Annotated in this window: 14 protein-coding genes; 1 reads left to right on the top strand and 13 read right to left on the bottom strand. The window is 59.4% G+C overall.

Features of this window, described 5'->3' with window-relative positions; all coding sequences use genetic code 11:
• Window positions 1–96 precede the first annotated feature (96 nt).
• Window positions 97–1,155, top strand: coding sequence for a PAS domain-containing protein (locus RCJ00_RS09055; protein WP_316221487.1), 1,059 nt, complete (start codon window positions 97–99; stop codon window positions 1,153–1,155).
• Window positions 1,156–1,309: 154 nt separating this feature from the next.
• On the opposite strand, the gene RCJ00_RS09050 is transcribed toward RCJ00_RS09055, so the two are convergent.
• The 13 genes from RCJ00_RS09050 to RCJ00_RS08990 all read right to left on the bottom strand — a co-directional run bounded on the left by RCJ00_RS09050 (window position 1,310) and on the right by RCJ00_RS08990 (window position 20,578).
• Window positions 1,310–3,241, bottom strand: coding sequence for a TonB-dependent receptor (locus RCJ00_RS09050; RefSeq protein ID WP_316221486.1), 1,932 nt, complete (start codon window positions 3,239–3,241; stop codon window positions 1,310–1,312).
• A gap of 625 nt (window positions 3,242–3,866) precedes the next feature.
• Window positions 3,867–5,189: a UDP-glucose dehydrogenase family protein gene (locus RCJ00_RS09045; RefSeq protein WP_316221485.1), complete on the bottom strand. Its 1,323-nt coding sequence runs from the start codon at window positions 5,187–5,189 to the stop codon at window positions 3,867–3,869.
• 131 nt (window positions 5,190–5,320) lie between these two features.
• Window positions 5,321–6,265 (bottom strand): RDD family protein, encoded by a 945-nt coding sequence (locus RCJ00_RS09040; RefSeq protein ID WP_316221484.1) that lies wholly within the window; start codon window positions 6,263–6,265, stop codon window positions 5,321–5,323.
• The gene (locus RCJ00_RS09035) at window positions 6,265–7,332 is read right to left on the bottom strand and encodes a stage II sporulation protein M (RefSeq protein ID WP_316221483.1); all 1,068 of its coding nucleotides are present in this window, start codon (window positions 7,330–7,332) and stop codon (window positions 6,265–6,267) included. Before RCJ00_RS09035 ends, RCJ00_RS09040 begins: the two co-directional genes overlap by 1 nt.
• A 13-nt stretch (window positions 7,333–7,345) precedes the next feature.
• Window positions 7,346–8,662 carry a DUF58 domain-containing protein gene (locus tag RCJ00_RS09030; RefSeq protein ID WP_316221482.1) on the bottom strand — a complete coding sequence of 439 codons (1,317 nt, stop codon included), beginning with the start codon at window positions 8,660–8,662 and terminating at the stop codon, window positions 7,346–7,348.
• A gap of 3 nt (window positions 8,663–8,665) precedes the next feature.
• Window positions 8,666–9,619, bottom strand: a complete 954-nt coding sequence (locus RCJ00_RS09025; RefSeq protein ID WP_316221481.1) for an AAA family ATPase — start codon at window positions 9,617–9,619, stop codon at window positions 8,666–8,668.
• The gene (locus tag RCJ00_RS09020) at window positions 9,606–11,270 is read right to left on the bottom strand and encodes a hypothetical protein (protein WP_316221480.1); all 1,665 of its coding nucleotides are present in this window, start codon (window positions 11,268–11,270) and stop codon (window positions 9,606–9,608) included. The genes RCJ00_RS09025 and RCJ00_RS09020 overlap by 14 nt, the downstream gene beginning before the upstream one ends.
• Window positions 11,267–11,986: a hypothetical protein gene (locus RCJ00_RS09015; RefSeq protein WP_316221479.1), complete on the bottom strand. Its 720-nt coding sequence runs from the start codon at window positions 11,984–11,986 to the stop codon at window positions 11,267–11,269. Before RCJ00_RS09015 ends, RCJ00_RS09020 begins: the two co-directional genes overlap by 4 nt.
• A gap of 105 nt (window positions 11,987–12,091) precedes the next feature.
• The gene (locus RCJ00_RS09010) at window positions 12,092–13,135 is read right to left on the bottom strand and encodes an aldo/keto reductase (protein WP_316221478.1); all 1,044 of its coding nucleotides are present in this window, start codon (window positions 13,133–13,135) and stop codon (window positions 12,092–12,094) included.
• Entirely contained in the window at window positions 13,132–14,454 is a 1,323-nt protein-coding gene (gene fucP / locus RCJ00_RS09005; protein ID WP_316221476.1) for an L-fucose:H+ symporter permease, read from the bottom strand. The genes RCJ00_RS09010 and fucP overlap by 4 nt, the downstream gene beginning before the upstream one ends.
• Before the next feature lie 44 nt (window positions 14,455–14,498).
• Entirely contained in the window at window positions 14,499–15,509 is a 1,011-nt protein-coding gene (locus RCJ00_RS09000; protein ID WP_316221475.1) for a zinc-binding alcohol dehydrogenase family protein, read from the bottom strand.
• Between the two features lie 344 nt (window positions 15,510–15,853).
• Complete coding sequence (locus RCJ00_RS08995) at window positions 15,854–18,301, bottom strand: glycoside hydrolase family 2 TIM barrel-domain containing protein (RefSeq protein ID WP_316221474.1); 2,448 nt, start codon at window positions 18,299–18,301, stop codon at window positions 15,854–15,856.
• Window positions 18,302–18,322: 21 nt separating this feature from the next.
• A complete protein-coding gene (locus tag RCJ00_RS08990; RefSeq protein ID WP_316221473.1) occupies window positions 18,323–20,578 on the bottom strand; it encodes a beta propeller repeat protein in 2,256 nt (751 codons plus the stop codon).
• Window positions 20,579–20,640 lie beyond the last annotated feature (62 nt).

Here is a 20,640-nt window from a genome sequence, read left to right as displayed (position 1 = left end):
GATCAGGTCTGAACCGGATGAATTATCTTCATCAATACCTTAGTGGGCGGGCCTTTACCCAGGTCTGAAAATCCCGAAGTAGAGATAGGGACGCATATGCCCGTCAAGAGCCAGCTTTCATCTGTTCATAAGCTCGCCATACTAGAGCAAACGCTCAGGATCGGTATGGTCGAGGTTTTGGACGCGGGCGAGTCCGTTTTATTTTCGCAAGGATTTGCGCGTCTCTGCGGTCTTGATAAATCGGACACAACACTCAGCGCGTTTGGCTGGGCCATACATCCGCAAGACCGCGCTACTTTCATAGAAGACCTGGCCGCTATTCGGCGAAAACAACTCCCTCCCAACCGGGTCGTCCGTATTGGGCACCCAAGCGCGACCGCTCGCTTCATCAGCCTTCAATTTGAAGATGGCTCGACTGGGCCGGCAGGCGGCGGAATTATTGGCATTGCGCGCGACGTCACGGCTGAAGAGGTCAGGGTTCGCGCCCAGAGCCAGCGGGATGAGCGCTTAAGCGCACTGTTAAATATGCTTAAAATCGATTGTATCTGGTACGCAGACGCCAATGGGCAATTCTTTGAGCATTTTGCGACATCACATCTCACCGGCATAATTCCGACATTCGACCCACTGTCAGACGCGATGGTTCATCCTAACGATCGGGAAATCGTATTACCCGCCATTGCCGAAGCTATGGCCGCAGGCACGCCTATATCTGCTCATCTCCGGATAATGGGGAACGATAGAAAGTTTCGCCGGTATCATAAGACAGGCACGCCTATTCGCGATGACAATGGAAAAATCACAGAGTGGTGGGGTCTTATTGTCGAGGATACAGATGAGACCCAACGCAACACGAGTACAACTAAGGCTTCAGCGGCCGATGTAATCGAAATGACGACCGGTGCGATTACACGCGCTTCCGCGGCACTCCTGAATTGGACTCATAGCGACCTGGCAATGCGATCGGGGCTTTCCGAGACGACGGTCACCCGGTTTTGCGCAACAGATGGCGTTCTTGTCGGCAGGTTTCGGCGAAGCGGCGTCGAAGCCGTCATTAAGGCATTTTCAGACCAAGGAATGCGGTATTTTCTGACAAGCGCGGGTACCCTTTCCTTTTCGTTTATTCCCAACGATAGACCTAACGACTTGAACTAAGAAACCGCCAGTGGCGGCTCACTAACCGAGTGAGCATTCGGATGCGGCCTTTTTAACCTGATAGGCGCCTATCTTATCGCTGCGCCGAACGAACAGAATGCCGCTCACCCCGGGGAGATGAACGGCTTTCGGCGGACTGTTTCAGGTCCTAAGACTAGAAATTATAAACCAAGCCTAGGCGCAGGTTTCGGCCGGGCTCGACCACTGCATCCTTGGTGGAAGACGTCGCCTCGCGCATCTCAATATCGCCGAGATTGCGTACCTCGGCGAACAGGGACACGTTCGGCAACTGCGGCAGCTTATAAGACGTAAAGATATTGACGGTCGTGTAACCATTTGTCGGAGTCTCAAAAGTGGCCAGACGCGATTTGCGCGCATCGACGGCCCGGACCTCCGCATAGGACTCCCAAGCACCGCCCTTGCTCTCTAGTCGAAGCGTCAGGGCTTGGGGCGGAATGCGAACGACCGGGCCGATGTCGGTATTGCCATGTGTGTAATCATACGCCGCGTTCAAGCTGAAGGCCTGGCCAAAGGCCTCGCCAAGACGGGCATTGGCCTCGATTTCCAACCCGTAGATATCGGCATTGGTCTGCACATACTCGAAGATGGGCATGCCCTCGTCATCTTTTCCGCCAGTGTCGCGAAGATCGATGAAGTTGTCGAAGTGGCTTGTATAGATGTGGGCGTCAACACTGAACCGCTGGTTTTCGAACGATGCCAGATGGCCTGTCAGTTCCAGACTGTAACCCACTTCGGTTTTGAAATTCGGATTACCGATGATGTACTGTCCGGTGGCCGCATGAGGTCCGTTAGCCAGGACTTCTACATCCGCAGGCGCCCGCTCGGACCGCGTCAGACTCAAACCAACGAATGTGTGTTGCGAGGGTCGATAGAAGCTGCCCAAGGAGGCTGACACCGTATTGAAGTCGCGGTCGAAGTTGGATTCGCGGGAGACAATCGACGTCTGGTCCACACGTGCGCCGCCCTCAATACCCCACGCGCCGCTGTCATAGCGATACTGCGTAAAAATACCCGTCTGTTTGGTCGTCGTGGAGGGCACAAAGGCTTCTTCGCCAATAGCTTCGAAGTCCCGCTTCAAAGCGCTGACGCCAACCGTGCCGCTAACCTTGCCCAGCGAGTCCCGAACCAGGGCAGCGCGGAATTCACTGCCTTTGGAAAGGAATTGCGTACCGAGTTCGCCGCCTTCCACTTCGGCGTGGTTATAGTCGGAATAGCCGGCCGAGGCGTCCAGACGATTAAAACCACCCCAGTTCAGGTTGAGCCCGCCGCGCGCATCCCAGCGTTCCTGATGCAGATCGATGTGCACATCCTGCTCAATCGCCGTGCCATAGGTATAGTCCGTAGTCTTGTAGCTCAGGCCGACAAACCCTTGCTCACCAACATAAGAGACGCCCGCGCCGACATTGCGCATGTCCTGAGCCGAATTGGTCTGCTTGCGACGCGTATCAGGCGCTTCGCCGTCGGCTTCACTATAAGACAAAAGCTGCGGCGGTACCGGCGTCGCGTAATCCTTGGTCTTATGGTCAAACGCGTCAAAGGTGAATACCCACGGCCCCTTCCCTGCCTTGATATTGAAGGCGCCTTGCAGCCCCTGGTCCACGCTTGTGCCTTGCAGAGCCAGCGTGCCCTCATACCCCTTGGCCGGGGCCTGCGACGGAATGCGGTCGTCAATGACGTTAATCACGCCTCCTATAGCGTTGCCACCGTAAGCCAGAGCGGACGGGCCGCGCAACACTTCAATACGACGCGCCTCTGTCGGGTCGCTTGGCACCGCATGGTCTTGTGACAGGGCTGAGACATCGACCATACCCATGCCGTTGTTGAGGACTAGGACACGGAAACCTTCCAGGCCACGTATAATCGGACGGCTGGCCCCGGGCGAGAAACTGGACGAGCGGATGCCAGGCAAGTAGGCCAGCATATCGCCCAATCCTGTCGGAGGCCTCTGGTCAATTTCATCGCGCGTCAAAATATCGACATGCGACATCAGGGCGTCTTTCGAAATCCGGTAACCGGTACCTGTCACGACGACAACCGTCGGGCCATTTTCTGTGGTTGCGGACACATCCTCAGCCTGCGCGCCAAATGCCATGGCCAATGACGATAAACCCGCCAGGAGCGTGGCTTTAGTGAGGGGACGGGTATGGAAAGGGAAATACATGGCGAAAACCTCGGAAATGCTGCGTCGCCACATCTGTTATGTAATAACATACATTTGGTCAAGCCGTAAAACCGCCGCAAAATTGCAATCGTGCAACATTTCGTCCGGGTGACGCCCTTGGCGTCTTTGATGTCAACTAGGTTGGCCCTATTGACCGTGGCTCTTGATGATTTCCGAAAACGCGAATGACCACGGCAAACGCCGCGGGCCGAAACCGATCAGGCAACGCGGATTTCGTTGTCGGTCAACAACCTGCTCGACACGTCATACGCCCTTCCACTTGGCGGCGTGAGCGTCGACAATTACCTGGCTTCAAACGGAATGGCGGCCTTCGCGCCGGCGCGGGGCATGGGACGATCGGTCAATCTCAGCTTCAGTCGACCATTTTGACATCTTGGCGGCGACAGGGCGTGGCTGGAGGCAACGTCCTGCCGCCGTCTTATTGACTTCCGATTTCATCCTTTGCCGTGCGCCGGCCACGTCTTTTCTGGGCGGACGCGGCGGCAGCAATCGTAGCCTGTTCGACGGATCAGGCCGTAATATCTTCCGATGGGCGGCCGATCGAGCTATAGGTAAAACCGTGCCGCGCAACCTCTTCCTTGCGGTAGACATTGCGAAGGTCGACCAGGACCGGCGTCCTGACCAGAGACCTTACCCGCTTGAGGTCAAGACCACGGAATTCATTCCATTCGGTAACGATGACAACGGCATCTGCGCCGGTCACCGCGTCGTATGCGCCTTCACAATAGGTGATCGGCGGCAGGACGGATTTGGCCTGCTCCATGCCTTCCGGATCGAAGGCGCGTACCGTTGCACCTGCCTCGGTCAGTTCCGAAACGATGGTGATCGACGGTGAGTCGCGCATATCGTCGGTTTCCGGCTTGAACGTCAGGCCCAGTATGGAGACGGTCTTGCCCTTGACATCCCCACCCAGCGCCTTGACGATCTTATCGGTCATCTTGGACTTACGGGCATCGTTGACGGCCACCGTGGTCTCGATAAGGGTGATGGGCGCGCCGAAATCCTGAGCTGTTTTCACCAACGCCAAGGTATCCTTGGGGAAACACGACCCGCCATAGCCGGGCCCAGCATGCAGAAACTTGGTGCCGATACGATTATCCAGGCCTATGCCGCGCGCCACTTCCTGCACATTGGCACCGACAGCCTCGCAGAGGTCAGCCATTTCGTTTATATAGGTGATTTTCATGGCCAAGAAGGCGTTCGCGGCGTACTTGATCAGTTCCGAGGTACGGCGCGTAGTAAACATCAGCGGCGACTGGTTGATGAACAGCGGACGGTATACCTCGGTCATTACCGGTCGGGCCCGTTCATCCTCGATACCGACAACGATACGGTTGGGGATCATGAAATCCTTGATCGCCGCGCCTTCGCGCAGGAACTCCGGATTGGAGACGACGGCCACATCAGCATCGGGGTTGGTTTCACGAATGATGCGCTCAACCTCGTCGCCGGTGCCAACCGGCACGGTCGACTTTGTGACGACAACGGTGAAGCCATCGACCGCCTGGGCGATATCGCGGGCCGCAGCATAGACGTATTTCAGGTCAGCGTGACCAGTTTCCTTGTTTGTCGGCGTACCCACGCCGATGAAGACAACGTCGGAAGCGGCAACGGCGGCCTTGATGTCGGTCGTGAAGCTCAAGCGGCCGGCCTTGACGTTATCGAGGGTCATTTCCTCCAGACCCGGTTCGAAGATCGGTATAATGCCTTTTTTCAGGCCTTCGATCTTCTCCGCATTCAGGTCCATGCAGATCACGTCATGCCCAAATTCGGCGAAACATACACCCGACACCAGGCCGACATAGCCGGAACCGATCATTGTAATTTTCATCGTTAGGCCCTCTTTGCCGTAAACTATTGCATCGCACCAAAACCCGGATTTTTACCCCAAGGCAAGCGCTTTCTCCCAAAAAATGGGTTAATTGAACACTTTAGGTTACAGGCGTTCGTCCCGCCGTAGCACTATACGGCGCCGTCGTGCTTGTCCTTGCGGCGCCGTCCCAGCAACATCCGGCTTTCCAGATGGGCCCGCAAAGCGCCGTAATAGGCACGCAGGAAGTTTTCGTCATTGGGGACGTCTTCGGGGTTTTGAGGCTCCACCCAGCCGATGCGTGTCTTGATCTTGTCGGCAACCGCCTTCATCACCGCGGGCTTGCGCTCGCGCAGAACCTGCTCAAGCACACTCAGTTCCATCTCGCCATAGGCCAGTTGCTCGGTCGTGAAGCTTATCCCTAGGCCTCGATCGCCATCCAGGTCAGCCAGGTCATAGCTCAATGCCGCTTTTGGCATGTGGACCACCCGGGTGCCTGCCAGGAAATCGCCCAAACGGGCATGCTGTTTGTTGAACAGCGGCAGTAGCAAAAGCGCCAATGCCCACAAGGCGGCCAGGGCGGCGGACCCGCTTTTTTCCCCTGCCAGAAACACCCCGATCAGGGTCACCGGCAGGTATAGCTCGACTTCCCGCAAGGCATTGCGCGTGAAAATAGCCGCCGGTGTCAGGCGCCCGCCATCGTGGGAGATGACCCGCAGCTTCATGAAACGCTTTCCGGGTGTCGCGGCCTTCGGGCCCATTTCGAAGAAGATAAAATAGCCCGAACGGATGAAAAACATGAAGAACAGCAACAGGATCTGCACGAATGAGCTCAGCGCCTTGTGTGTCTTGTCAAAATCGACATGGATGGGCAGCGCGATCCAGACGATAAAAACGATGATTGGAACGAAGACGATGATCAGCATGTCGATCAACAGCGCGCCAACCCGCTCGCCGAAGGTCGCGTTGATGAACGGCAGCACCACACCTTCGGGCGTCAGAATATCAGACGTGGTACGACCGGTTTCGCCATAGGACGCATTGGCGACCAAATCGCGCTTTGGAGCAGCCTTGGCAGCTTTCGCGGCGCGCGCCATCAGCCCCCCTCCCCTGTCGCGGGCGAACGGCCGGTGAAGGCATCCGCCGGCGTCTTGCGCCCAACGCCCAGGAAGTAGCAAGACCATATGGTCAGCATGACAAGACCGATAAGGATGCGCCACAGGCTGTCGGTGATGGTCTGGCGGCCAATGCCTTCGAGACAGCCCGCTACCGTCAGCATGATGGCGACACCGATCATGGCCGTGCCGCTGAGTAGGCCTGCCTCGGCCAGAGCCGTGCGCCGGGTGGCATCGCCGGGGAACATGAGACGCCGGGCGATGTGAAAGCCGCACGCCGCGGCAATGATGAGGGCGAAAAACTCCGTCGTGCCGTGGATAGTCAGCCACGCGACGAATTCGTAGCCCAGTCCCTTGGAGGCAAACAGCCAGATCATGGCGCCTGCGGTGATGCCGGTATAGAGGGTGATGGCGAATGTCGGTAATCCGAAGATCGCTCCCATGGCGAAGGTCATGATGGCGACACGGACATTGTGCGTCATCAGGAAGACAGCAAACGGCGACAGGGCGTGGTCTTCCGCCCCCCCCATGCTTTTGCGCAGGGACTCCACCGATGCGCCCAGATCTCGCCCTTGCGCCTGATCCGACGGCAGCAGGACATTGTACCAATTTGAATCAAAAGCGCACAACAGCCAGCCGGCAACACCGCCCACTATGAGAATGAGAAAGGTCAGCAACATTTCGCGCGCCAGCTTGCGCACCGCGTTGGGCCAGGCATGGATGAAAAAGCCGCTCAATACGTCCTTCAGCCGCGTCTGCGGGCCATAGATGTAAACATAGGCCCGCACGCACAGGGCTTGCAGGTAGGTGATCATGTTACGGTCGAGCGAAATCGACTGCGCCATAGACAGGGAAGACATGGTCGAGCGGTACAGCACCGGCAGGTTCAGCAGTTCATCGACGGAAAAGCTGCCCAGTCCCCGGCGCTCAGCCTTGTCAAGCTGACCGGACAAGGCGCGCCAATCGCCCTGACGGGCTTCGCGAAACTTCTGGCTTTTCAGGCGCAGGGCGGGCCTGGGGGCATCGGACGGGCCGGGACGATCAACCATGGGGTATCCTCTCCTACAACCGGTCGGCGCGTTTGAGCGCCAGGTATTTGCTGACGATTTCGGTCGCCATGTGCTCTGTCGGTGTTTCCAAAACCTCGACGCCCTGGCGGCGCAGCTGGGCGAAAACCTTTTCACGCTGGGCCGCCAGCCGGCGGGCGAAAACGGCGCGCGTCACGTCCTCGGGTGCCTCGGGCGTCTTCGCCATCAAGGTTTCGACCACCTCATCCTTGAACGCGACGAATAACACCAGGTGCTTCTTCGACAGACGATTGAGGCTTTCGACCATCAGGTCGGCGCTGATCTCATCGATGAAATCGGAGAACAGAATGATAAGCGACCGGCGCGCGACCTTGGCGTTCAGATCGGCGAGCGCCAAGGTATGGTTCGATTCCTCAGGCGAATCGTCCAGGGCGGACAACTGGTAGGACAGGGTATGAAAGCCGTTCGTCCCGGTGATCGGCGGGGCCGAATGATAAGGCTTGGCGGCGAAGGCAAAGGTGCGGACATTGTCCCCGACCTTCAAGGCCGTGTAGCCCAGCAAGAGACCGGCATAGATGGCGCGGTCGAGCCGTTTCAGCCCGCCGAGCGGCTCTCCCATCAGGCGGCCGGTGTCATAGGCCAGGACGATGTGGTGATTGCGTTCGGCCTGGTATTCGCGCGAAAACAGCTTCATGTGGCGCGCGGACGAGCGCCAGTCGATGCGGCGATGATCCTGGGACGCGTCGTATTCGCGCAAGGCATGGTATTCAGAGCCATTGTACAGCTGGTTCTGCACCCGCACGCCATAGATATTGTCGAGCGAAAAGAGCTCGGCAGCGTCCTGTTGCACACCCTGTATGTCAGGCGTCACCACAATTGAGATATCAAGAGGTAACTTCGCCTGGACGTAGACGAGACCCAGAGTGCCTTGCCAGCGCAGCCAGGCGGCATCAATGCCCCCTACCCCCCGGGCATCGGCCGTGAGTCTCAGGTGGCCATGGAAGACCTCCCCGTCCCGGGCCAGCCTGCGGTCGTAGACGGAAGCCGCCAGGCGCGGGTGAAGACCCAGCCGCAGCTCGATCACGGCCGGCTGACGCCACTTGGTAAACCGCACGCTGAACGGCACGTCACAGGTGCGCCCGACACCCAGAACGGGCGGGGCCTTCAGGTCGATGACAATCCCTTGCCCTACAGGCGCAAAGACGCCATCAAGCAGGGCCAGCACGAACAGCAAAAGGGCCACCAACGGCACCCAAACCCACACACCCGGCGCAAATATGCCGACCCCGAGCGCGACGATAACGCTCAGGCCCAGCAGTACAAGCAGGCGGGGGGTGGGGTAAATGGGCATGGGTTACCGTGGAATTTCGATGCGCTCGAGCAGACCCTGGAGGACGCGGTCAACGTTTTCCCCCTCGATCTCGGCCGACGGCGACAGAAGGACGCGGTGACGCATGGTGGCGGGGTATAGCGCCTTGATGTCGTCGGGCAGGACGTAGTCGCGACCATCAAGCACTGCACGGGCGCGGACGGCGCGGGCCAGCAATGCGCCCGCGCGCGGCGATGCCCCGACCGACAATTGCGGCGTCTCGCGCGTGGCGCGGATCAGGGCCACGATATAGTTGAGATTGGCGTCATTGAGCTTGACCGTCGACACCACCTCGATGGCTTCCTTTAGTGACGCGGCGCTCAATACCGGAGAGACTCCAGCCAGCACTGGATCCGTCGCCGCCGCATTGCCGGCACTGTCGACGATGCGCTTTTCGTCCTCGACCGACGGATAGCCCAGGACATGCTTGAAGAGAAAGCGATCGAGCTGGGCTTCCGGAAGGGGATAGGTGCCCTGCTGCTCGATCGGGTTCTGGGTGGCAATAACCGTGAAATGCGGCCCCAGATCATGTTTGACACCATCGAGCGTGACCGAGCGCTCCTGCATGGCTTCCAGGAGGGCTGCCTGGGTTTTCGGCGGCGTGCGGTTGATTTCGTCAGCCAAGAGGAGGTCGCAGAAGATAGGCCCCTTGGTGAGAGTGAAACTCGAGGTCTGGAAATTGAACAGGTTGGAGCCGAGCACATCGCCGGGCAGCATGTCCGGCGTGAACTGGATGCGGCCGAATTTCAGGCTCAGCGACTGGCAGAATACGCGGGCCAGAAGGGTCTTGGCCGTGCCCGGCGGGCCTTCCAGGAGGACGTGGCCACCGGAAAACAGGGCCGTGAGCAGCAGGTCGACCGTATCGTGCTGGCCTATAATGACCTTGCCGATTTCGGCGCGCAGGCGCGCGGCCAGGGCTTGAATATCAGGAATGAGCACGTTGTATCTCCGTCTTCCAGGCGTGCAGTTTGAGCGTGATGCCGATGAGTTGGTGCACGGTGAGGACCTTGGCCGAGCGGGCCTTGAGGTCGGTGAATGAATCGGTCGTCTTATGCGCCTGGCCAATGCGTTCGGCCAAATCGTCAGGCGCTTCGGCCAGGGGACCGGTATGGCGACCGGCAACATAGCCGCGCTCGCGAATGACGCTGTCGCGGATCAGATCGGCATAGGCCGGACCGAGGCGAGTTTCTTTTAGCGTAATGGCCATCAGGCGGGCCGCATTGTCGGCCAGGGTTTGCACACCGCGACCCAGCGGCGCATTCAGGGGCGCCTCACGCGCCGGTCCAAAACGGGCGAAAGCGGCCCACATGAGGCCAAGCCCCGCGATCAGCAGGCACAAGGGCACGCCAATAAAAGGCGGACGCGCTAGCGCGTGAAGCAGGTCATGATCGAAGCTGATCCCGTTGAAGGTCAGGTTGAACACGATGCGGCTTTTTGCCCCCGCAGGCGCCGCAGTCGGGGTCACCGCGTCGACCAGAGTGAGGGCGGTGACCACCTTCTGTGGGTCGGCCAGGATGAGATTGTTGAGCAGGTCGGGGTCGCTGAGCAGATAGACCGGCACCTTTGGCTGAGGACGACCGCGCGTAACGATAACGCGCGACAGGACGGGCTGGCCTTCCGGTCCGGTGAGGATGGGTTGCAGGTTGGGCCCTTCGATCGACTGCAGGGCCGTAATACGGTTGACCGCTAGCGGCGTTTTGAAGAGGGCCTGTCGGGCGGCCGGTGTCAGGGTGACGGCGCGGGACACGCCTTCGTGCGTGGTGGCGCGCTTGCCGGCCTTGCCCGTGGTGACAACCGCCTGCATGTCGCGTTTGATGGCATAGTCCGCCTTGTCGAAGGTCACCAGGCGATCCCCGCTACGCACTGTCCGTGTGAAAGCGTCCTCGCTCGGGGCCCTGGAGGCCGTTTTGTCATCCGGCGCCGGCCTGTCCGTCATGGGGGCGAGTATCTTCAACGCATCAGATATCGTGCTCGTACCGATCAGGCTTTGCCCCATAGCCCAACGCGGATTGAGCCGGTCAGGTCCGGCCTGCCACTTGGGCGCGACGATCAACACGGCCCGGCCGAGCGGCGATTGCAGGACGTGGCGGGATCGCCGGGGATCTGGGATTTGAACCGCACCGTATTGCGAGTCGACCAACGACGCGGCTACGCTGGCGGCTGAGGCGGAGGTGTCGCTATCGGCGCTGGACGGCGCGGGACCGACGGAGTCTGAGGATGAGGTTGGGGCCCCCGAGCTGCCCGAAGCGGTGTCCTCATCCTCGAAATTATAGGCATAGGTCAAGGTGCCGCCATCGTCATCCAGCGTGATGATTTCGATATCAGCGGTGTCCAGTCGCGGCCCGTCCTCCATCCGATTGACCGTGATGGTGTGCCCCCTCGCTTCGAGCAGCCGTCGCAAGCCGGAAAATCCTTGCGCCGACACGGCCGTGATATTGGCCGACTGTCCACCTTTCGGCTCCGAGTTCACGTCCAACAGGGCGATCGCCGCCATGGCGAATAGGCCCAGGCACAGGAAGGCCGCAATCGCGGGCAACCAGCCCGACGCCTTGCCCAGGCGCTCTCCCAGTGTCTTCTTCACCGCCGTCATGCGATCCCCTCCGCGGCCAGGAAGGCAACATAGGCCGCGCGGCAAGCGTCGAAACCGGCCTTGCCGACGGGAATGCCCGCAAAATAGCTTTGTTCCACCCACCGCACGATGTCCGCGAAGGCCGGACGGGCGGCTTCCGGCAGCAGGGGATGAGTGAGAATATCGCGGGCGGAATAGTGTTTGCGCACCAGATCGCGGCGGAAATTATTGATATCGGCGACCGAGCGGACAAGAAGGAGGTGGACGGCCTCGTCATACTCACCTTTTTCGGCCAGGGCATCGATATCGGCCAGGAGCGCCACGACGGCGTCTTTCGTGGGCCGCCAGGGGGGTTCGCCACGCAAGTGATCGCGGGCAAACAAACGCTGGAACCGTGACGTGATCAGCAGTCGTACCACCGGCGACAAAAGCAGCGCCAGCAGGGCAATCGCCAAGGCACCCAATATCCACGGCATGAACGGTCCGAGGGGTTTGAACAGGTGCGCCAGGTTTTGGAAAAATTCACCCACTGCATCGGCGACTTTTTTCCAGAATTTGAGTGCTTCCAGATCCGGTTTTGGTGGCGCGGTGAAGGTCGTTTGCAAATCATGCCGGGCATTGACCTCGGCAATCAACTTTTGCGCCTCAGTAGAGGTCAGGGGCGCATTCGGATCAACCTTGCCCGCAGAGTGCGCAGCCAGTGGCAAGGTGCTTGTGGCGGCCCCTGTCTGCGTCAAATTTGTACACCCCCAAAATTGCCGGCCGGTGGATGCCCCCACATCCACACACCGCTCGATCTTAAGCGGTGCTTGTCGGACCTTAGGGTGCAAAACGCACTATGGTCAAGTGTCTAAGCACATGTCACCGCTCGCGACCGTCGGTGTAGGCGCAGACGGCTCAATAAGGCCTGCCAGCCTGAGATCAGTCCAAAGGCTGGATGGAATTTGCGTTCGATAATAGGCCAGGTTCGAGGTGACGGTGTCTGGCCTGCCCATGCCCGGAATAACGCTGACCACAGAGGGATGCGCCAGCGGAAATTGCAGGGCCGCCGCCGCCATGGGAACCCCATGGGCGCGGCAAATGTCTTCAATCCGGGCAACTCGCGCAACGATTTCAGCCGGCGCAGGCCCATAGTCATAATTAGCAGGCCCGTTTCCAACGCCCTTGATCAAGATGCCCGAATTATAGGGCCCACCCAGCACGATAGAGACATTACGCGAGACGCACCGCGGCAAGAGGCTGTTTGCAGGCGCCTGTTCTAGAAGCGTATAGCGTCCGGCCAGCAGCACAACGTCGATGTCCGCATGATCGAGCACCTCGTGGCAGACCGCTTCTTCATTCACACCCAATCCGATCGCGTTCACCCGCCCAGCTGCCTTCAACGCGTGCATGGCCTTCAAGCCGCCGTCGATAAACTCACGGAAATGGCGTGGCGCCGCTTCCCCGTGGGTGAGTGCGCCGATGTCATGGGCATATATTATGTCCACCCGATCCCGTTTCAGCCGCTCTAGACTGGCGTCAAAGGCGCGCATGACACCGTCATAGCTGTAGTCGAAGTGTTCCTCGAAGGGGTCTGCATCCATAAAGCCATGGCGCAGGGTCCCCATCGGCGGGCGGGCAATCGGCGTCAAGCGTCTGCCCACCTTCGTGGAGATCACCACGTCATCTGGCAGAAACGCCCCTAGGCGCCGTTCGCTGAGGCCGTGGCCGTATCTGGGAGCGGTGTCAAAATAGCGAATCCCCAGGTCCAAGGCGCATTGCACCGTCGCCTCGGCATCATCGTCAGACACAGCCCGATAGAGATTGCCTATTCCCCCACCGCCGAAGCCGATTTCCGATATGGTGGCCTGCGTCACTCCGATCCGATTGGCCGGGATATGTGTCATTGCCCGGCCTCCGATACAGGGGAGGTTGATTCTGACGTCGCCCCGGCTTTACGGGCGTAGATCGCAATTACGGCAAAGCAAACCGCTGGCAGCACGAACGCATACTGCAGGTGACCGGTTGTCTGACCCAGCCATCCCATTGCCGGCGGAAAAATGGCGCCGCCAATGATCGCCATGATTATGTAGGAGGCGCCAATCGAGGTCCTGGGCCCCAGTCCCTTGATGCCGGTTGCAAAAATGGTCGGGAACATGATCGACATAAAGAAGCTCGTCAGACCCAACGCGATGACCGCTATTATTCCGGGCGACACGATGACAGCGAGGCAGAGTGCGATATTGAAGAGCGCATAGATAAACAGCATGCGTGTCGGGCTGACGCGAGTCATGAGCGCGGTCCCAATGAAGCGCCCGATCATGAACAGGGCCAGGCTGGCCGACAGCATGAAGGCGGCCTGTTTTTCAGAAAACTGGGGTGTCATTTCCTTGACGAAATCGACGAAGAAACTCCAAATTCCCACCTGCGCGCCCACATAGAAGAACTGAGCGATAACGGCGCCAAGCAGGTTGGTCTTGCCCGGCGTGGCGATATCGCCGCCGGCATGATCACTTTGCGACACCTTGGGAAGCTTGACGAAGGCAATCGCCAGAGCCAGTGTTATAACGACTGCGGCCAGCACAAGGTAAGGGACTTGAACCATCCTGGCTTCGCTGACGCGGAAGGCCAAAACCTCGGCCGCAGACATGGTTTTCAAGGTATCATGGCTATGCTCGACACCGGAAAATATGAATAGGCCACCAAGGATCGGCGCGAGCACGCCCCCAAATCCGTTGAACGCCTGCGCCAGGTTCAGGCGTTGCGAGGCGCGCCCGGGATCGCCAAAGGCTACGATGTACGGATTGGCTGCCGTTTCCAGGAAGGCCGCACCTGAGGCCAGGACGAACAGGGCAGCGAGGAAAACACTGTATTCACGCACAATAGCCGCCGGAAAGAACAGCAAGGCACCGCAGGCGTAGAGGGAGAGGCCGGCCAATATGCCCACGCGGTAGCCAAACCGCTTCATTAGGAATCCGGCAGGCAGGGCCATCAGAAAATAGGCCAGGTAGAAGGCAAACTGGATCAAACCCGCTTGCGCACGTGTCAGATCGAGAGCTTTCTGAAACTGTCGAATAAGGATGTCGTTGAAATTGTTGGCGATCGCCCACAGGAAAAACAACGACGTCACCAAGACAAACCCGGCGGTGTACCCGCGGGTGATAAAGCTGCCCGTCACCGGGCCAGTCCGCCCGGATTGACCGGACGAGCCTGATAGATCCACCATTTTGTCCTCCTGTATATGCGGCTTTGCCGCTTATTTTTTAGCGATCAGAATGTGGCGATCGCCTTTAGTACCGAACCCTGGTTTGCGATCAGGTCCTTGATCATGGTCGGTGTATCCATGAGATCAAAATTGTGGGTCCGCAGCATGTCGCTGGGGATGGCGCCGGAACGCAAATTCTCGATCACATATTCGAAATCCTCACGGGTCGCATTGCGGCTACCCAAAAGGGTGGTCTCCCGTTTGTGGAATTCAGGGTCGGAGAACGCGATGGTGTCCTTCACGACGCTGACCAGGACGTACCGGCCGCCGTGCGCAACATAGGAAAAGCCCTTCTCTATGGCCTTGCCATTGCCGGTGGCATCGAAGACGACGTCAAAATATTCACCGTCCGAACGGGCTTCGAGAAACGCTTGCAGCTCTTCCCCTACCTGTTTTACGTGCTCGATACCGACCTTGTCGCGCGCATATGCCAGGCGCTCCTGACTGGTGTCGATGAGCGTGACCGCCGCCCCGGCGAACGTGCAAAACAGCGCGACACCGACGCCGATGGGTCCGGCGCCGACAACCAGCGCCCTGTCCGCCTTCGTCACCTGACCGCGCCGCACGGCGTGCGCGCCAACGGACAGGAACTCCACCATGGCCGCCTGATCCGGTGACAGACCATCCACCGCGATCACGGCAGGGGCCGGAACGCAGATAAATTCGGTCATGCCGCCGTCGACATGAACACCGAGGACTTTGATGTTGACGCAGCAGTTTGGCTTTTGCTTACGGCAGGCGACGCAGGTGCCACACGGGATATAGGGATTTATGGTAACAAGCTGCCCAATCTGAAGAGGTGACCCCGCATCGACACCGGCGACCTCGCCAGCCAGTTCATGTCCCATGACGCGTGGGTAGGCAAGAAACGGCTGATTGCCTGAAAAGATATGGTAGTCAGTGCCACACAGTCCAACACGCCGAATACGGATCATCACCTCGCCGGGTTTGCGGACCGGTGCGGGCCTGTCTTCAATGCCCAGAGAAAACGGTTTGTCGCAGACGATGGCTTTCATGGCGTATCACTTCAAAACAGGAATTAAATATCATCTGTGGCAGCTGCTATCATATATAACACTTTGCACGCAAGTCAGATCAGGCGTGCGGCAAAAGAAACCAAGGAGGTCCCGTAAAAGCCGCCAGACGCCCGCGCCTAGCCTTTCACGCCATGACGTTTAACTCCTGTCTCGTCCCCAACCTAGGTGGCCGATCGAGGGCGGACTCCATGACCTGAAGGCACCGGACCAGGACACATTTCACTGGCCGGATTTGGTCGCGTCTCTGTGATGCCCCAGCCTCGGAGACGTCGTCGGGCAACCCATTCCACCCGCTTTTCATGTCGCATCTGCCCCTCACCCCGTCACCGCGTACCTCCGTTGCCAGCCACGGCGTCAAGCCTGAGATATTGTGCGGGCAGGCCGTCTATATCGACGGTGACCTGGATTTTCCCCGGCTGATTCAGGCCGCGCAGCACGAAGGCGAGTTGGCCGTGGAAGGTTGTTCGCTTACCGGACTGGAAGCTGGCGGCGTCCATGGGATTGCCGTTGCCGATACCGGCCAAGGCCGCAGCACCGGACACATGCACCGTCACCTGGCGGTCGCCATCGCGGGCGTAGATGGGCGTTCCGTCGTCATCGAGAAGTGTCAGATTGACATAGGCCAGATCCTCACCATTGGCGACGATTTGGGTCTTATCGCTGTGGAGTTGCGCCCTAACGGGATCTCCCGCCGTCCGCAATTCCCATCGCCCTGCCTCGCGCCCATCGCGGTAGCCTATAGCCACCAGCTTGCCAGGTGCGTATGCAACGGAATAGGTCGCCTTGTACTGGCTGGCCACACCTACACCTTTGCGCCCAAGGCTTTTGCCATTGAGGAATAGCTCCACCTCCGGGAACTCGGAATAGACGTCGACTTCGACCGCCTTGCCAACTTGGTCCGGCCACGTCCAGCTTGGGTGAACATCATCCAGCGACCAGTCAAGATGCGGCGGAGTGGTCGGGAAAAGACCGCGATCGGGCAGGTCCTGCGTCTCTTTTGGCTGCCGAACAAAAGCGGAGATCGGGTCAATCCCGGTTTTCCACAACACTTCGCGGTAATAGGCGGCGGGGCGCTTGCGCCCGATGGCGTCGATTTCGCCGCAATAGGCGAGATGCCAGGGATAGGGGCCTAACTTCTGCCAGTCCTGGCTATACCCCATCCATCCGATGCCGGTCTCGCCGATATAGTCTACGGCCGTCCAGACGAAATCACCGATTACCCAGGGCATGGTTTCAACCGGGTGCCAATAGTCAAAGGCATCCTTTGAGGTCGATTCTGATGTGAACATGACACGATCGGGGAAACGATCGTGATCACCCGCAAACAAATTGGCGTGGTAATTATAGCCCGCGACGTCCCCTGTTGCGAACTGCGCGTCGTCCAAAGGTGGCTCGGCATTCACCCCTTGCGTCACCGGGCGCGACGGATCGAGGCTGCGCACCACGCGCGCCAGTTTGCGGCCCGTTTCGACACCCAATGGCGTCCCGCTTTCTGGAATTTCATTGCCGATGCTCCAGAACAACACGCTCGGATGATTGCGCCCGCTGACAACGAGGCTGGTGATGTCCCGCTCCCAGTTGTCCGCAAAGAAACGGGCATAGTCCTTAGGCCGCTTGTTCTTGTTCCAGGCGTCAAAAGCCTCGTCAATCACCAGCATCCCCAATTGATCGGCGGCATCGAGCGTGGCCTGGCTGGCAGGGTTATGGGCCATACGGATAGCATTGTAGCCCGCCGCCTTCATCAGGGCCACCTTTCGCGTGTCGGCATTCGGAAACCCCGCCGCGCCCAGCATGTAATTGTCGTGGTGGATATTGCCGCCCCTAAGCCGTACCGGTTGGCCATTGATGCGAAGTCCCTTGACGGCATCCACGCTGATCGTGCGAATACCAAAACGCGTGCGGCGCTCATCGACGACGGCGCCGCCGACGCGGACCTGTTGCACCAGCGTATAAAGGTTCGGTGACTCCGGCGACCACAGGGCCGGATCGGGCACGGTCAGGTTTTGCTTATGCGCCATACGGCCCTTCGCCGGCGCCGATAGCCGGATCGCGGCGCTCGCCACGACGTCGCCGTTGGCGGCCACAACCCTATTGACCAGTTCTACGGATTTGGCGCCGGCAGCACAGTTGGCGACAGTTGTGGCGACGGAGACTTCACCGGTCTTAGGCGTCGCCACGGGCGTCGTGATCGCTATGCTATCGGGCTCGATATGCGCGCAATTCATGAGGTCGAGTGACACCGGCCTGATCAGGCCGGTTCCGGCGTACCAACGCGATGACGGGTCTTCATGATTGACACGCACCGCAATCAGATTGTCGCCGGCCCGCAACTTACCGGTCAGGTCGATGGAAAAGGCGGAATAACCGTAGCGATGGGTCGCTACCGGCTGACCGTTCACCCAAATCTGGGCGTCCATGTAAACAGCTTCGAAATTAAGCCGCGCGACCTGGGCCGCCTGGGCTGTGCTGAGACTCAGGTGCTTGCGGTACCAGACTATACCGCCCGGCAAATAACCGGAATCCTGGCCCGCCTCAGCATTGGCGTCGAAGGGCGTTCCATCCGAGCCATCCATGATAGAGGCGTCATGCGGCACAACGATACGCGTCCAGCCGCGATCATCATATCCGCCCTGATCCGCCCCCGCAGCGTCAGTCTTGTGAACAAGCCAGTCTTGCGACAGGTTCAGCTGTTCCGCTTTCGACGCCGCAGGCTCAGCCGCGATTAGACCCGCGAGAAGCAGTACGCGCGCAAAGGGCGTGAGGTTCAACATGTGTTTTCCTTCCATCGGATTTTACTTTTGCGTTGACGACGCGTCGCCCAGAGCGACGGCAGGCTGTCCGAGAGCAACGCCCCGCCCCGACGTGGTAATGTAGACCAGTCCGTACTGACGCGGATCGCCGATGACCTGACCGCCGAGACCGCCGCCATACTGATGCGCATCGTCATTGATTCGGACCCAAGACCCACCCGCGTCATCGGAGCGGAAAATTCCCCATACGCCTTTGTAGCGCCCCCACATATAAACCGCCGGATAGTCCTGTCCGGTAGTGCTTTTGCCGAAGCCTATGGCCGCCGCTTCCGAAATATCGCGCACCTGCTTGAACGGAGAGTCCGGATCAGGAGAATGGAAAAGGCCTTGCGGTGTCGGCACCCAAATGTCGCGCAGCCGGCCGGGAACAGCGCGCGGCTGGCCCAATGACCGCCAGGATTCGATCACGGGCAGGCCTCTAACGAACACCTTGAAACTCAAGCCGCCATCAGTGCTGACGGACAGGTTACCGGCACTGGCGTCATAGGCGTAGAAAACACCCTCAGTCGAGCGGTCTGAAAAAACCGGGAAGGCGCGCCCCTTCATCTGCGGGAAACCTTGCGACGGCAGCCAGGACTTACCGCGATCGAGTGAAGAATAGGCATCGCCCTTGCCTGTCACCCAGACCATAGCCGCGCCCCGCGCCGATACAGCGATGCGCCCCGGTGCGTACCAACCGTCGGCGTCATGCGTAACAATCGGTGGCGCCGATGGCATGTCCGCCCAGGTCTTGCCGTTATCGAGTGAATAGAGCGCGTGGCGAGTGGCCGCATCGCCATCGGCGACACGCACCACGAATCCCGGATTGAGCTCGGCAAAATCTATAGAGCGGTTCGACCCGGCCGCCGGCTGGAAATAGCCGCCTTCGGCGGGCGGAGACGCTTCAAAGTTCAGATACCGGAAGCCCCCGACATCGCCAACCGCCGCCATGAGATGCGCGCCGGCGGGCGGGCTAATCAGGTCAAGCGGTGCCGTCTCTTCAAAATTACCAACCTCAAACGTCCACGTCACCGGTTTTGCGGAATCGGCATCGGCGAGATTTTGCGTCATCCACAGGCCGTCACCTGTGCCGTAGATGGCCTCGTTCGGATCGAATGGATTGATCTCTATGTCGGACATCCAGTGGCCCATGGCTTCGTGACCGTTGCGACTAAGGCTCATCCACGGATAGCCGTTGGCATCATGCTTTGACGTCGCTCCGATGTCGATCCAGTGTGCGCCGCCGTCCGTGCTGCGGTAAGCCGTGTCGCCGCCCCACCAACGGTCCAGCGTCGTTACAACCAGGGTGCCGGGCACACTTGCCGCAGCGCTTGCCCCGGCATAACAGAAGCTAGGGCCACCGTGGCCCGGCTTTTGTGGCGTAATATCGGTCCAGCTGCCGGCGACCGTATCGTAGCGATAGACCGCGCCATCTTTGCAATCATTGGGGCCGGGCGTGTCCGAAAAGGTGACGTAGAGACGCCGGCTGTCGCCATCGAACACGCCATGGTGCGCCATAAAGCCTTTCGGGGCGCCCTTGACCACCTGCCAGGAGACGCCGCCATCGTGGCTGACGTAGAGGCCGGCGTTTTTCGCCTTCACGCCGGCATACAGTGTGGGTGTCGGCGCTCCCCTCTGACCCGAATCCCGATCGAAGAGCACGAAGGTGACATAGGCTTCCGGAAACGAAGAAACGGCGCTCCAGGTCTTGCCGCCGTCGGCGCTTTTGAGCAGCCCCCCCGTCGTCGTACCCAAAAACAGAATATCACGCGCATTGGGATCGACCTGCAATCGCTCGCCGGTGTTGCGCCCGTCCTCATTCCCGCCCAGCTTGACCGGCAGATCGGTCTTTCGCCAGGTCTGACCCTGGTCGTCTGAACGTAGAACCGCCCCGTTGCCGCCCCATTGGCTGGTATAAAGTCCCGCCGCGACATAAACCGTATTCGCATCCTGCGGATCGACAGCCAGGCTGAAAATGCCTAAGCCATCGGCGCTGCTCGCGCTATCGAGTAAAGGCATCCAGAGCTGCTCAGCCGCGTCCCAGCGGTAAGCGCCGCCAACATCCGTACGGGCATAGAGTAGCCCTTTCTTCTCGGGATGATAGACGAAGCCATCGACAAATCCCCCGCCGCCCATGGGCGCCGTCGCCCAAATATAGGGTTCACTTTTTACCGGGGCGGTTTGTGCCAACGCCTCGCCGGCCATTAAAACCGCTACAATAGCGCCCAAAGCAGCGCCCATGCCCCTGTGTTTCATCATCTGTCTCGTTACTTTATTTATTTTTAGCCGAAGACCTGAGACATGCCCATTTCATCCCCGCC

The organism is Asticcacaulis aquihabitans (assembly GCF_032490435.1).
GTDB lineage: Bacteria > Pseudomonadota > Alphaproteobacteria > Caulobacterales > Caulobacteraceae > Asticcacaulis.
Note: the sequence above shows the minus strand (reverse complement) of the source record. Positions and strands in the feature narration are given on the sequence as shown.

What these genes read in the sequence shown, in the direction of transcription:
- fucP (WP_316221476.1), bottom strand. Translation starts at nt 14,454, where the DNA reads ATGGTGGATCTATCAGGCTCGTCCGGTCAATCCGGGCGGACTGGCCCG.
- RCJ00_RS08990 (WP_316221473.1), bottom strand. Translation starts at nt 20,578, where the DNA reads ATGATGAAACACAGGGGCATGGGCGCTGCTTTGGGCGCTATTGTAGCG.
- RCJ00_RS08995 (WP_316221474.1), bottom strand. Translation starts at nt 18,301, where the DNA reads ATGTTGAACCTCACGCCCTTTGCGCGCGTACTGCTTCTCGCGGGTCTA.
- RCJ00_RS09030 (WP_316221482.1), bottom strand. Translation starts at nt 8,662, where the DNA reads ATGCCCATTTACCCCACCCCCCGCCTGCTTGTACTGCTGGGCCTGAGC.
- RCJ00_RS09020 (WP_316221480.1), bottom strand. Translation starts at nt 11,270, where the DNA reads ATGACGGCGGTGAAGAAGACACTGGGAGAGCGCCTGGGCAAGGCGTCG.
- RCJ00_RS09010 (WP_316221478.1), bottom strand. Translation starts at nt 13,135, where the DNA reads ATGACACATATCCCGGCCAATCGGATCGGAGTGACGCAGGCCACCATA.
- RCJ00_RS09035 (WP_316221483.1), bottom strand. Translation starts at nt 7,332, where the DNA reads ATGGTTGATCGTCCCGGCCCGTCCGATGCCCCCAGGCCCGCCCTGCGC.
- RCJ00_RS09000 (WP_316221475.1), bottom strand. Translation starts at nt 15,509, where the DNA reads ATGAAAGCCATCGTCTGCGACAAACCGTTTTCTCTGGGCATTGAAGAC.
- RCJ00_RS09040 (WP_316221484.1), bottom strand. Translation starts at nt 6,265, where the DNA reads ATGGCGCGCGCCGCGAAAGCTGCCAAGGCTGCTCCAAAGCGCGATTTG.
- RCJ00_RS09055 (WP_316221487.1), top strand. Translation starts at nt 97, where the DNA reads ATGCCCGTCAAGAGCCAGCTTTCATCTGTTCATAAGCTCGCCATACTA.
- RCJ00_RS09045 (WP_316221485.1), bottom strand. Translation starts at nt 5,189, where the DNA reads ATGAAAATTACAATGATCGGTTCCGGCTATGTCGGCCTGGTGTCGGGT.